9 protein-coding genes and 2 tRNA genes are annotated in these 13,402 nt (G+C 58.3%); 5 read left to right on the top strand and 6 right to left on the bottom strand.

Features of this window, described 5'->3' with window-relative positions:
• Positions 1 to 421: 421 nt before the first annotated feature.
• The 4 genes from VB144_04135 (at position 422) to VB144_04120 (ending at position 4,274) form a co-directional block, all read left to right on the top strand.
• On the top strand, positions 422 to 1,618 hold the full coding sequence (locus VB144_04135; protein MEA4882847.1) for a pyridoxal phosphate-dependent aminotransferase family protein: 1,197 nt from the start codon (positions 422 to 424) through the stop codon (positions 1,616 to 1,618).
• Positions 1,615 to 2,853, top strand: a complete 1,239-nt coding sequence (locus VB144_04130) for a zinc-binding dehydrogenase (protein ID MEA4882846.1) — start codon at positions 1,615 to 1,617, stop codon at positions 2,851 to 2,853. The genes VB144_04135 and VB144_04130 overlap by 4 nt, the downstream gene beginning before the upstream one ends.
• Positions 2,854 to 3,012: 159 nt before the next feature.
• Complete coding sequence (locus VB144_04125; protein MEA4882845.1) at positions 3,013 to 3,321, top strand: transposase; 309 nt, start codon at positions 3,013 to 3,015, stop codon at positions 3,319 to 3,321.
• Between the two features lie 14 nt (positions 3,322 to 3,335).
• Positions 3,336 to 4,274 carry an IS3 family transposase gene (locus VB144_04120; GenBank protein MEA4882844.1) on the top strand — a complete coding sequence of 313 codons (939 nt, stop codon included), beginning with the start codon at positions 3,336 to 3,338 and terminating at the stop codon, positions 4,272 to 4,274.
• Between the two features lie 619 nt (positions 4,275 to 4,893).
• On the opposite strand, the gene VB144_04115 is transcribed toward VB144_04120, so the two are convergent.
• The 5 genes from VB144_04115 to VB144_04095 all read right to left on the bottom strand — a co-directional run bounded on the left by VB144_04115 (position 4,894) and on the right by VB144_04095 (position 10,153).
• A tRNA-Val gene (locus VB144_04115) sits at positions 4,894 to 4,969 on the bottom strand.
• Positions 4,970 to 5,385: 416 nt separating this feature from the next.
• On the bottom strand, positions 5,386 to 5,622 hold the full coding sequence (locus VB144_04110) for a CopG family transcriptional regulator (protein ID MEA4882843.1): 237 nt from the start codon (positions 5,620 to 5,622) through the stop codon (positions 5,386 to 5,388).
• Positions 5,623 to 5,740: 118 nt separating this feature from the next.
• On the bottom strand, positions 5,741 to 7,867 hold the full coding sequence (locus VB144_04105; GenBank protein MEA4882842.1) for a diguanylate cyclase: 2,127 nt from the start codon (positions 7,865 to 7,867) through the stop codon (positions 5,741 to 5,743).
• A gap of 63 nt (positions 7,868 to 7,930) precedes the next feature.
• Positions 7,931 to 9,784, bottom strand: coding sequence for a diguanylate cyclase (locus VB144_04100; protein ID MEA4882841.1), 1,854 nt, complete (start codon positions 9,782 to 9,784; stop codon positions 7,931 to 7,933).
• A 293-nt stretch (positions 9,785 to 10,077) separates the two neighbouring features.
• Positions 10,078 to 10,153: transfer RNA gene (locus VB144_04095), tRNA-Glu, on the bottom strand.
• Positions 10,154 to 10,469: 316 nt separating this feature from the next.
• Here VB144_04095 and VB144_04090 point away from each other — a divergent pair.
• Positions 10,470 to 11,204 (top strand): hypothetical protein, encoded by a 735-nt coding sequence (locus VB144_04090; GenBank protein ID MEA4882840.1) that lies wholly within the window; start codon positions 10,470 to 10,472, stop codon positions 11,202 to 11,204.
• A 141-nt stretch (positions 11,205 to 11,345) separates the two neighbouring features.
• Here the strand turns inward: VB144_04090 and VB144_04085 are convergent, their stop codons facing one another.
• Positions 11,346 to 13,016, bottom strand: coding sequence for an alpha/beta fold hydrolase (locus VB144_04085; GenBank protein ID MEA4882839.1), 1,671 nt, complete (start codon positions 13,014 to 13,016; stop codon positions 11,346 to 11,348).
• Between the last annotated feature and the right edge of the window lie 386 nt (positions 13,017 to 13,402).

Raw genomic sequence — 13,402 nt, 5'->3', positions numbered from 1 at the left:
ACCCGCCTCGAACACCTCAGTTTTGAGCAATTGATGGCGGTGCGATGCTCATAAATGAGAATTCGATATTGCCTCGCGAATCCGCTGTGGCCGGTGTCTGCCCTATGTGTCGGAACTTGCCCACGCTGTAGATGTCGAAGTCGACGTCGACGTCAGCGTGCGGCGTGCGGCGTGCGGCATGCGGCGTGCGGCGCCAGGGCGTTGTCTGATGGACGGATGGACGCCGCCGCCAGCAAGGCGCCGCATAGTAGGCTCCTTGCCGGCGGGGGTAGCGGCAGGCACGTTAGCCACGTCGCATCGTCGCCACGTCGCATCGTCGCCACGTCGCCACGTCGCCTTGCCTCGTTGACACCCGACTGGCTCAGGTAGTAATATGTGTGTGTGCACAAATATGTGAACACTGCATCTGGGAGGGATCATCGTGGGTGTGTTTCAGGATCGTATTGATCTCGGCCTTAGGGAGTACCATGAGATCAAGAACAAGGGGCAGTACTACTACCTGCAGCAGGTAGATGAGCTAGATAGCGCCCATGTGGTAATCGCAGGGCGGCGCATGGTCATGTTCTCATCCTACAGTTACCTCGGGCTTCTAAAACACCCCAAGGTACAGCAGAAAGCACGCGAGGCTTTGGACCGCTTCGGAACCGGCACTCACGGAGTTCGAATCCTCGCTGGCACCACCGCGGTCCATGTGGAATGCGAGCGAAAGATCGCGAGTTTTCTCGGAACAGAAGATGCAATCGCCTATAGCTCCGGGTATGTTGCTAATGTGTCCACCATCTCCACGCTCCTAGGGCGCAGAGACGTGGTCATCACCGACAAGCTCAGCCACGCAAGCATCATCGACGGCTGCCTTCTTTCGCAAGCAGAGTTCCAGAGATTCAAGCACAACGATCTGGACGATCTCAGGCACAAGCTAGAGGCAGACAAGGACAGATTCGAGGGCAAGCTCGTGATCGTGGACGCCGTGTACAGTATGGATGGAGACGTATGCCCCCTTCCTGATCTGGTTTCGCTGTGCAAGGAGTATGGCGCATGGCTGATAGTCGATGAGGCCCATTCTCTGGGAGTGCTTGGCAAGACAGGCCATGGAATCATGGAGTACTTCCACATGGCCCCTGGCGATGTGGAGATGCTGTCGGGCTCGCTTTCGAAAACCCTTCCTGCAGTAGGCGGGTTTGTCGCCGGCAATGAAGACCTGATCCAGTTCCTGCGGCACAACGCCCGCGGATTCGTGTTCTCGGCGGCGCTTCCTCCAGCGGCAGTCGCCGCAGTAACCGCGGCGCTCGAGGTGATCGAGGATGAGCCGCAGCTCATAGCCGCAGTACGCCATAACATCGAACGGTTCGTTGGCGGGCTCAACGAGATGGGATACGATACCCTGAACACTAAGAGCTGCGTCATCCCCATCATAATCGGTAAGCCGGAACCCACTCTCGAGCTCACCACCAGGCTGCATAGGGATGGGATGTTCGTATCCCCCATCCTGCATCCAGCGGTGCCAGCCAACACCTGCCGCCTGAGAGCGAACGTCACGGCTGGACATACTGACGAAGACATCGATTTCGCCCTCAGTCTTCTGCGCAAGCACGGAAAGGACATGGGACTGATTCAATGAAGGCGGTTCAATTCGATGGCCAGGTTTCGAAGTGGATCTACTCCAGGGCAGCTGGCTCGCTGAGCCGCAAGGCCTACTATGATTCACTGTCGAACATTGCCTACAGGGATGTCCAACCCCCTGCGTTGCCTACACCCGAGTGGGTGCGAGTTAAGACGCGCTACGCAGGGTTCTGCGGCAGTGATAAGAACCTTATCCTGCTGCACGACTCCCCGTCCACTTCTCCGTTTTCGTCGTTCCCGTTCACCATTGGCCACGAGAACTGCGGGTATGTGGGCGAGATGGGTCCGGTTGCAGCAGAACGCCTCGCAGGAGTAGCCTCCACAGGAACCCGCGTGCTAGTCGACCCTATCCTTTGGTGCGTTCCGCGGGGAATCCGCCCGGTGTGCGAGAACTGCGCCAAGGGGGATTACTCCCTCTGCACCCACTTCACCGATGGATCGGTGTCGCCTGGATTCTCCATCGGCACCTGCCGCGATACCGGAGGCGGATGGAGTGAGGAGTTCGTTGCCCATTACTCCCAGTTGATCCCGCTGCCAGCAAACGTGTCGTTCGAAGACGCAGTGCTGGTTGATGCGTTCTGTTCGTCCCTCCATCCAGTGATGCGCAACTTCCCCGCCGACGATTCCACTGCTCTCATCATCGGGTGCGGAGTCATTGGCCTCTCTGCCGTGGCGGCCATACGAGCGCTGGGCGGCAAGGCACGAATAGTCGTGCTCGCGAAGCACAAGTTCCAGGGCGAAGCGGCGAAGTCCTTCGGAGCAAATGAGGTAGTGTATATGCGCCGCGACTCCGACTACTATGCAGAGCTCGCCCAGGTGCTGGGTGCTGCGCTTCTCAAGCCCATGATGGGCAAGAGAGTAGTGAACGGAGGCGCCGACATCGTGTTCGATTGCGTTGGCAGTTCCACCAGCATCGACGATGCTCTCAGGTTCACCAAGCCCCGCGGGACAATGGCTCTGGTCGGATTGGCATCTTTCCCGAAGGGCGTCGACTGGACCCCCATTTGGCTTAAGGAAGTGCAGGTCCGCGGGTCGTTCTGGTGCTCAACTGAGGAATTCGAAGGCAGCAGGATGCGCACTTACGAAGTGGCCGTAGAGCTGGTGAAGTCGGGAAGGGTAAGGCTCTCCCCTCTGCTTACGCACAAGTTCAAGCTCGCCGACTACAAGCGCGCCATCGAAGCGAACATGAACATCCGCGAGTCGCAGGTGATCAAGTCCGTATTCGAGTTCTAAGACGGCTAGCTGTCGCTGCGGTCTTTTACTTGGCATCGGGTTCAGATGCGGCCACTTCTAGCTAGGGCGCCGGGGCACGTGTGTGTGGACCCTTTAGCCCCGTAACTCAATTGGAGAAATCCTGATCATTTGATACGATTGAGTTGGGGGTGCTTGATAGTGCAGGACAGACACGACGCGGTCTTCAGAAAACAGATTGTGGACGAGTGCGAAGAGGTAGGCAACATCTCTCTGGTTTGCAGGAGGCACGGGCTGGCGCGGGGTACGGTAGGCCGATGGATCAGGCGGCAGAGGGCTACCGGCACGCAGAAGGGGTTGCCGAAAGACACTCGCAATATGATGGCTGAGATAAGCCAGGAGATGAGGCATGTCAGCAACGAAAACGCGGTGCTTAGAAGGCTTGTGGCCGACAAGGACGTAGAGAACGCCATACTGAAGGAGTTGCTCGAGAAGGCAAACCCTCGGTAGCCGACAAGGCAGCTATCGCGCAGAAGTGGATAAGTAAAGGGTACCGTGCTGTCTGGGTACTGGGCCTTGTCGGCTTGTCTTCGTCCACCTACTATGCTATCCGGAAGAGGCAGACGTCCACCGCGGATAGTCCTCCCGTGCCTGCTAATAGAGGCGGCAGGCCGATCCCTGGATGGTCTCTGGCTGCGGACGGCGTGAAGATCTGTGATGAGCAGATAAAGGAACATCTCTGCGAAGCCATCGCGGGAGATGGTTTTCCCTACGGGTACAGAAAGCTAACCGCAGAGCTGCGCGAGAAACATGACCTGGTAATCAACGAGAAGAAGGTATATCGGCTCTGCAAGGAGCTCGACATTCTTCGCCCTCAGCGGGAGGTCAAGACCCGCCATCCCAGGCGGCTGGCGCGTCGTGATACTGTTACAGGGCCCAACCAATTGTGGCAGATGGACATTAAGTATGGGTATATCCCCCCACAAGGGAAGTTCTTCTTCCAATTGTCGATAATAGACGTGTTCGACAGGTCTGTCATGGCCTATTACCTCGGGCTGAGCTGTACCGCAGCCAATGCGTGCTGGACACTGAAAGAAGCCTTGCGGGCTCGCGGAATCGATGGCGACGAAGGCAAGCTCAAGGTAAGGACTGACAATGGTTCGCAGTTCACAGCCCACTTATTCGAGGAGCTATGTGAGGCCAGAGGCATTGTGCACGAGCGAATACCGGTGAAGACCCCGAACCTAAACGCGTACATCGAATCGTTCCATGCGATCTTGGAGTCGGAGTGCTACTCCGAGCACGAGTTCTGCACTTTCCAGGAGGCGTACAAGGTGATCGTGGGCTACATGGTCTACTACAATGAGCGGCGGAGACACGGCAGCCTGCGCAACAAGTCGCCCAAGGCCTTCAGAGCGTTGCTAGAGGCTGGATGCATCGTAGCTCGACCTTTCGCAGCCTGACTGGAAACGAGCGCCGCAGCCGGCAAGGAGCCACTTGCTAGGCTCCCAGGCTGCGGCGCCCACCGAGAGAAAGTCGCCGAACAGGAAGTGCACGAAAACGGGCACAAATTAGAGCATTACTGTGATACGCTACGACTCGCAGAGATGTGATGAGGTTTTCTCCAGAGTTAAGGTTTCGGACCGCTCCGCGTCCAGCTTGCACCTAGATACCGTGTTGGGTATGCGGCGCGCGCGAATCCAGGAGGGAACTGGAACTCTGTGAAGGATGGGGCCAGATGCACCGCCTGCTCAGCGTGGATGCCATCGACATTGAGCTCGTCTTGCTGCTGGATCCGTCAGCATTATCGCCCCCGGACTCGGTCACGCCGGTCGCGCCTCGTCGGGCAGCGCGGGCGTGCAGCCAGGGAGCCCCATATGCGGCTGCCGGCTGCAGCTTTCTGAGCCCCTACCTCGCTTTGTCTGGCTCCGAGCATTTCGGGTGGATGAGCTTCTGTCACCGATGCCGTCAAGGGCGCCGAAGATGGGCCACAGAGCCTTCAGGGGATCATTCGCCCTGAACTGCGATGATTCATCGGTACATAAAAGAGTCGCCGGAACCGTAGCGTTCCGGCGCGAAAAGTGGTGGGGCAAACAGGGCTCGAACCTGTGACCCCCTACATGTGACGCAGGTGCTCTACCAACTGAGCTATTGCCCCACTCCGTGCCGCTCCCGGCGGGGCCTATCCGCCGCGCGACCACGTAAAGCCATTATACAACACCCTCCAGATTCAACGCAAGCGGTTTTTCCTCGCGGCCTCGCGCGCGGGTCATCGCGGTCTCCCTCTCGCGTTTCTCCTCGCGGTCAGCAAAACCTCGGTCGCAGAGTCATGTGCAGACTGATCCACCCATTCGATCCTCAGCAACGGGTACATGTCTTCGTGCAGTGCTCGCACTGCTTGCATTCCAAGTCTCCTCTGAACGAGTGCAGCTGTCTCCACAAGGACATAGTTGCTGGACACAAGAACCGTATCGCCTGAAAGGAGTTCCTCCCACGCGATTCATGCCTGGCCATTGTGCAGGTCGCTTGAACTGAGCAAAGCAAGAAAGGCTGATGTATCGATGAACACGCTCTTCATCGAAAATCATCCTCCAGGTACTTATCGTGGTTCACGGACAGATCGGTCTCCGAAGACGTGAACTGCCCGACAATGGCTAGCGCTCGCCGAACCCGCTCCTCGCGGCTAACAGCGCCCCTGGACGCTATGACCATATGAGCTCCACGTCTGATCAGTTCAGCTATCGACACGCCCTCCTCGTCGGATATGGCTCGCAAGGCTTGGACCTGCTCCTTCGTGAGTTGAACCTGCATCCGGACCAGGTGCGTCCCTCCCGCATCGTTTGTCTGGCGCCGGGCATTTCAAGTGGAAGGACTTCCGTCCCGATCCCGTCAAGGGCGCCGAAGGTGAGCCAAACGCCTCTCCGCCCTGTCAGTCGAGCCCCTTCATGACCTCGAGGAACAGCTCTGCAATGAGAGGATCGAACTGCGCTCCTGCACACCGCTGGATCTCCTGCATAGCCTCCTCCTTCGCGAGGGCGCGTTTGTAAGGCCGTTCGTGAACCATGACATCGTACGCATCGATCACTGAGAGGATCCGCGCCGCCATGGGTATCGCCTCGCCCGCAAGCCCCTTCGGATACCCGCTCCCATCCCACCTCTCATGGTGAGCTCGGATCGAGTCGGCAATGTGCGCAAGCTCGTAGGAACCTTCGACGATCCTAGCCCCGATCTCCGGGTGTTTCCTCATGATCTCCCACTCCGGCGGGGTGAGTGAGGCAGGCTTCACGAGGATATCGTCGGGAATTCCTACCTTGCCGATGTCGTGAAGCACACACAGAAGCGCTAGGTCGTCGAGGCGGTCATCGGGAAGCCCGATCGCCCGGCCCAGCTCCCAGGCGAGCTTCTGAAGCCGAGCAGAGTGCTCCTCAGTCTCGTGGGTGCTCTCTGATAGAGCCTTCCGAAGGGAGTAGATCAGTGTACCTCGGACGGAGTTGCTCTCCATGAACTTGCTCCTGCGCATTCGAGTCTCTGCGCTATTCAGGACGTCTCCAACATCCTGCGACATGGCCATCCTCGTAGCCACTCCCAGAGCAATGCTTACCGGCACCGGGTCTGGGTCAGCTTGAGCGCATGCTGCACGTATCCTATCGCACCTGTCTAGAGCCGAGGTCCTGTCGACCTGGGGCATGATGATCACGAACTCATCCCCGCCCCAGCGCACCATGATGTCCTCATCCCGGCACACGGAGCGCAAAATCTCTGCAGCCTTCACGATGAGCCTATCCCCCTGCGCGTGTCCGAGAGCATCGTTCACCAGCTTCAGGCCATTCATGTCTCCAACAACGACGCTCATCGGAAGGCTATCCTTCGAATCCATCTCCGCCAGTCGTTTCTGCAGATAGGTGCGGTTGTACAATCCAGTGAGGCTGTCGTGGCAGCTGAGAAAGGTGAGCTTGTTTGCGCCGTTTTCAAGGGCCTCCGCCATGTGGTTGAATGCCTGTGCAAGCAGCCCGAGCTCATTGCCCACAGCAGGCCCTCCGTACCTAGCAGCGAGATCGCCGTGGGAAAGTCTACCAGCCGCAGCCGCCAAGCCGTTCACAGGCTGCACTATCCCGAAATCGGCAGCCTTCCACACCACGGCGAACACAATAGTGCAGGTGATCACCATTACTATATACTGGGATATCATGGTTGACCTTGATGCCCTTTGGATCTTGTCAACAGGGACTCCAACAGTGAGGAATGCTACAGGTTTTCCCAACCCATCGCGGATTCGCCTGTACGCAGTCAGCCTTCGGACGCCATCGGAACCCTTAGTGGTCGAAGCGCCCTCATCGGCCCAAGCATCGTGAACAGCATCCGCCAGGCCACTGCCGGCATGCTTGCTTTCATCGAGGCTGCCATCTGAAGGCTCCTCTGGGTAAGAAGTGAGCAGGCGCCCGCCATCATCCCACAGGGCCAGGTGAAATCCATCCGGAATATTCATAGCTAACACGACTGATTCCAGCCAATGTGGATACATGGTCACCACCACTGCCGAACCTCTCACAACATCATCTGAGGAGATGGGCATCCATACGACTATGCCTGGCTCTCCAGTGATTGGGTTCGAACTCCGTGAAGTGACGACGTCTCGTCCCAATGCAAGGCACCTTCGAAATCCCTCATCCGCGGAAAGGTTCGCACCAATAACCAAATCCCGAGTAGCGGCGATAACCGCGCCATCAGGGCCTACTACTGCGAAAGCGCCATCAATCTGGCTTGTTGCCCAGGCGTCAACCAGACTCCTCTGGCGCTCACCGACGGATCCGCCTCGAGACTCGCTCAGTCGCCACAGCGACCAGACCACCTTCGTGACGCTCTCAATGTGGGCGATCCCCTGATCAGATAGCCCCACAGCAAGGCCCAGGGCCTGCGAGGCGGCCTGCGCCATCACCGCCCTTCGTTCATCCAGAGCCCCGCGCATCACCAGGGGAAACACTGGCAACATAGCAGCAATGATGATAAGGGCGAGCTTCCCTCGAATGCTCCTGCTTCTGAATATGCTGCATCTCATTCTCACTATTGCGACCCCTCCGACGGGCGCGCACACCCCATGATCGTCAGGCCCGTACCATCTCTAATCTAGTACAGCGGATTCCTCGCTATGGGCAGATCCCGTGGGCGGATCGTTCTCCAATGGCAGGGCTATGCCGAGGAACAGCTCCACCATGAGAGGGTCGAAATGCCGTCCAGCGCATCTCCTGAGCTCGGCCGTGGCCTCATCCACGCTCATGGCCTTCTTATACGGGCGATCATGCACCATTACGTCGTACGCATCCACCACAGATAGGATCCTTGAAGCAAGTGGAATCTCAACTCCCGCAAGGCCATGGGGATACCCTGACCCATCCCACTTCTCGTGATGATGAAGCACTGCCTCGGATATGTGCTTCAGTTCGTACGAACCCTGCACTATCCGAGCGCCGATCTCAGGATGCTTCTTCATGATTTCCCACTCGCCGGGGTCCAGAGGGCCTGGCTTTTTGAGAACCTCATCAGGTATGCCCACCTTGCCGATATCGTGCAGGCTGCACAGGAGGGCGAGGTCATCCAGATCCGATTCGGAGAGGCCTAGCTGCATCCCGAGGGCCTGAGCATATGCCTGCATCCTCGACGAATGCTCATCAGTCTCGTACGTGCTCTCAGCGAGGGTCCTTCGAAGAGACGAGATGAGAGTGCCGCGAACCGAGGTGGTGTCATTGAATTTGTTCCTGTACATCCGCGTCTCTGCGCTCTTCAAGACCGCAGCAGGCGTCTCAAGCAGGCTCGACCTGGTGGCGACGCCCAACGCTATTGACGGAGGGATCGGGTCCGGATCGGCTTCCAGGCATGCCTGCCTGATTCGCTCACACATCTGAAGAGCGCACTCCTCATCGGTGTTGGGGAGAACCATGACGAATTCATCGCCGCCCCACCGTACAACCACATCTCTCCTGCCCGCGCAGGATTTCATGATGCCTGCGACACGGCGGATGAGCGCATCGCCGGCATAGTGCCCAAGAGCATCATTCACCAGCTTCAGCCCGTTGATATCTCCAATGACGATGCTCAGTGGAAGGCATTCGAACACATCCAACTCGCGAAAGGCCTTCTCCAGATATGCTCTGTTGAAAGTCTTGCTCATCATGTCGTGGTAGCTTATGTAGGTGAGCTCATCGGATCGGTTCTTCAAGGCCTCCGCCATGTCGTCGAATGCGTGAGCGAGAGTCCCGATTTCGCCCAGCTCATACGGCGCTCCGTGCCTGACTTCCATATCTCCGTCGCCAAGCCGTTGCGACAGGTCCACAAGCGCGTTTATCGGCATCACAATGCGCTTGTTTAGAACGCTCCATGCCACCGGGATAAGCAGGGCCGCGACAACCAGCATCATGAAGAGATCACGGAACGCGGCTATCGTCGCCTTGGCAAGCACAGGCCTTGCGGGCAGCCACAGGACCGCCCACAGACCATCTCCTTCGTGATCGTCAGCAAGCCTCCTGTAGGCCAGAAGACTCAGGGAACCGTCCAGCCCATCCAGGATCACTGTGCCCTCCTCCGCAGGTATCGCAGCAAGATGATCGCAGAAGGCCTCTTTGACGCCTGGAGGGTACGCCGAGTTCCCGATCCCGGGCAAGCGGGCCACCACATGTCCATTCCCATCCTGCACCACAAGCGACATCCCGTCAGGAAAGCGCATGCCATTGAGCACCCGAGCAAGCCACTCTCGGTACGAGTATCCGTACGCGACGATATCAGCAGGAGCACACATGTCCCTCCCAAGCCGTGCAGCTTCAACACGCCCCACAAGCTCGAGCAGCCTCTCCTCTTCCTGTTTCATCAGGGCTGCCCGCTCGTCCACGCTATCCCGAAAGACCATCAGCGTCCACGGGACCACCACAATCAACAACATGATCATCAGCTTACAACGTAGCGGAGATGCACAAGACTTCACTCGCAATGCTCCTTTTCTGCTCGATCCTCGTGAAGGTTTCCAGAAAGCCATCAGAACTTGCATGCTCCGTGTGGTTTCAATAGACATGTAAGAGTTCTTTGCGCCCGAAGCATTCCCTGTCAGAGATCCCGATTGCCCATTCAAGTGATGCACAAAATCTGTGCACCTCACCATAGAGCCTCCGCGGCAACTGGCGGTCGCGCCATGAACGCCCGCGGCCGTTAGGGCGCAAACGCCAGCTGCCCCGAGAAAAGGGATAACCCCGCCGTTGCCGGCGGGGCAGTAATCAGAGGTGGCGCTCCCAACGGGATTCGAACCCGTGTTACCGCCTTGAAGGGGCGATGTCCTAGGCCGCTAGACCATGGGAGCACATCTAGGCAACAATCGATCACGAAATCGCCCCATGATAATACCATGCAGGCGCAACGTACGTCAAACCCGCAACAACCCGGCGCCCGCAACTTGCACCCCCGCACGTTCAGATGCGAGGCCTTGTCGCTCCAGCCGTCCGGCTCGCAGTCAGGCGCCTTCCATACACAGTGCACAGCACCTATGGTTCTCTCCTGGTGGTGTACACCTCCCTTGAGGAGGCGGCGGCCTCAGTGGGCGCCGGCGGACTCTCGCAGATTGGATGCACATCTTCCGCAAGGTTGGTAATAATAATGTAACGGGAGGTGTAGCTTAGTTGTACTCCCGCGTAAAGCAGCAGTACTACGCTGCCATCGTCCAAGAGGCAGCAGCTCAACGCGCACGAGAAGAGATCCCTTCATTTGAGGAGGTCCCGACTGTGGAGGAATTCGCTTACGAAGACATCGGTAGGAAATCGCTCGCGGCATTTTCGAACCTACTAGACATCCTATCTGGCGCAAAGACCCAATCTCACGTGTCGGCTCCAGCCGTCCCCGACAACAAGCTCGGCGAGCAAGTCGCCGCTGTCGCCGCCTCTCTCGACACCGTCAGACGCGATCTTACAGCCTTCGCCAGCAGGACTGATAGAGTCCTATTAGACCTGCTCAAGAGGATGGAAGCTCAAGAGGCGAAGGCGCCCGCCTTCGCAGACGCCGAGTCGAGTTCAGCGCACACAGTCGGTCTGCAGGTTGGGGCCGCAGGCTCGCTTGTGGGGTACGGCAGGCGCCCGGGGCGGCCTGGGCATGTTGGGCATGGCAATGGCGAGGATGGAGTCGAGGGAGGAGCTCCGGTTCGAGCTGAGCGGCGCCGGAGAGACGGAGAGTATGAGAGAGTTCCGAAGGACGTGACCAGGCAGAAGATACTTGCGGCAGCTCGGGATCTGGCTGCTGAGGGTATGAAACTAACACTCGCGGCGTGCGCCAGAAAAGCCGGGGTGGCCTACTACAAAGCAGTGTACGCATGTAAGGAATCAGACGAACTCGCGGATCTCATGAACGGCAGCGCAGGGTAGTACGGTAGTTGGGTGATACTCAATACCCACAGGGCCGCCAGCGTTCGATTCGTCGGCGGCCCCGTTTCGCAGGCCTATCGCCTCAACGGCTATTCCTTCATCAGCTGCTGCTTCAGCAATTGCTACTTCAGTAACGGCGTGCTACTTCAGCACCTGCGCGAGCCAGCCCTGCACAGAATCGTACAGCTCAGTCACGACGGTCATCGGAGTCATCGGATCGAAGTTGGGATTCCCATACGGAAACTGCAAGAACTCGTGGCTCACGTAGGCAAGCCTTATTGCAGTCACGTTTGGGTTCCCTGCCTCAATGGCCGCGTTGGCCAGGGCATCGCTGTGATACTGCATCACCTTCAGGTCCCGGTCGCCCTGAACGATCAAGATCGGGACCTTCACGCGCCTGATGGTTCCGATCGGGTCCAACTGCATGTGCTGCCTGAGCCACTCCAGGTTCCCGGGGAGTGCACTCTCAGACTTGCCGTCCTTCGCGTCCTGTACAAACTGGGCAACGAGAGGAATTAGGCTTGCAGACAGGTTGCGGGTAGCCTCGTCAAGCTCGGAGTAGTTAGCCTGGAACTCGATCTGCTCAAGCATCACCTTATCGAGAGTGACTGATGGACCCGCGAGTATCACGCACGCTGCGATCTCTGGATCTTCAGATGTCAGAATCGGGGCTATGTAACCACCCTCAGAATGGCCAACCAGGGCTATGCGAGAGTGGTCGATCTCAGGGCGAGCCTTTGCGAACTCGACTAGAGCGCGCACATCGCCAACAAGGTCAGTGAGGCCTGCCGCAGCAAAATCGCCAGTGCTCCTGCCCACCCCTCGCTCATCATATCTGAGCACGGCTATCCCCGCGCGCGCCAGCCGCTCCGCCATCTCCCGGAAGATGCCAGTCACGTACACAGGTGGAGTGTCGCCGTTCCTATCCTGCGGCCCTGAGCCTGAGATTAATATGGCGAGGGGATGCGCCAGTGCGCCATCTGAGGGAATGGTGAGAGCTGCGGCCAGGAGAACGTCGCCGTTCTCCACGGTGAACTCCTGTTCGATGAGTCCGGCGACGGTCGCGCCATCGGAAGCTGGAGCCCCTGCCTTCTCCCAGGATTCAAGCAGGGCCTTGTATTCCTCACGCACCGCCTCAGCGCCCTGTGCTGGTATTGATGTTCTCATGACCCTGCCCCGCGTATCGGCCAGAACAGACTCGCCGATCACACCGTCAATCACTACTTTGTACGCAATGAGAGGGATGGGGCCTTCCGCTGGCGCATCACCGAGCCGTTCAACGGTGAAGGTTGCAGTGGCCAAGGCGCCAGGGATAAGCCCGACGAAGCTCTGAACTCCTCCTGCAGCCTCATCATACGCTGCGATAAGCAGCTGATAGTGACTGAAGAAGTTGTTCTCCAGTATCAGCCTGGGCGAACCCACGCGAATCTCGCGGGATAGCCCGGGAACGCTCACAGTCGCCACATTGCCTGCAAAGGAGACCGTGATTCGGCCGCCAGGCCCCGCGTCGAGCGTGTATAGTTCTGCCCCGTTCTCTGGCGAAAAGCTCATGACTGTCTCCGCCCGGGAGACGCCCCCGCCCACCGACAATTCCACAACAGAGCGAAGTTCGGAGTCGAACAGTGTGAACTCCTCAGTTCCCAGCTGCCGGCCGCCGACGGATATGAGGTACCTGCCGCAGTCGCGGATTTCGTCGGCGCCCAAGGCGCCGTGCGCGCCCGCGTTTGCCGACACCGCGAACAGAATTGCCACGATCAGCAGCACTGCTGCCAGCACCGCCTTAGAACGAGTTGCTTTCGGAATGCGCGCCATGCTTCACTTCCACCTTTCCGAAGGTGAACTGGTCCATAATGGCCAGACACCCAGTTTGATTCTAGGATAGGCCTGCGGGCATGTCAAAGAAGCGGCGGGTAGGTGAGCAATGCGGACAGGGAAGGGCTTCCCGATCCGCATTGCAGTCACGATGCGTAGCTATATGAATATCCAGAACCTGCAGATGCAGCAGACGATGAAGGCAATCACCGCAACCCACACCCAAATCCACCAGGGGCGCCAGAACTGGCTGATAACAACATCCGCCATCCCCACTCACCTCCATCAGCGGTCTGGCCCATACTATGGCGCCCTGGCCGGAGGCGGACTGGTAGGATGTCATCAGATGGGGGCAGCTTCAGATAGGACGGTTTCAGGCAGCATGA

The sequence above is a fragment of the Clostridia bacterium genome (assembly GCA_034926675.1).
Taxonomy (GTDB): domain Bacteria; phylum Bacillota; class DTU025; order DTU025; family DTU025; genus JAYFQW01.
The sequence above is the reverse complement of the archived record's forward strand: the minus strand, read 5'-3'. Positions and strand labels throughout refer to the sequence as shown.

What these genes read in the sequence shown, in the direction of transcription:
- VB144_04130 (MEA4882846.1), top strand. Translation starts at nt 1,615, where the DNA reads ATGAAGGCGGTTCAATTCGATGGCCAGGTTTCGAAGTGGATCTACTCC.
- VB144_04085 (MEA4882839.1), bottom strand. Translation starts at nt 13,016, where the DNA reads ATGGCGCGCATTCCGAAAGCAACTCGTTCTAAGGCGGTGCTGGCAGCA.
- VB144_04105 (MEA4882842.1), bottom strand. Translation starts at nt 7,867, where the DNA reads ATGAGATGCAGCATATTCAGAAGCAGGAGCATTCGAGGGAAGCTCGCC.
- VB144_04110 (MEA4882843.1), bottom strand. Translation starts at nt 5,622, where the DNA reads ATGCAGGTTCAACTCACGAAGGAGCAGGTCCAAGCCTTGCGAGCCATA.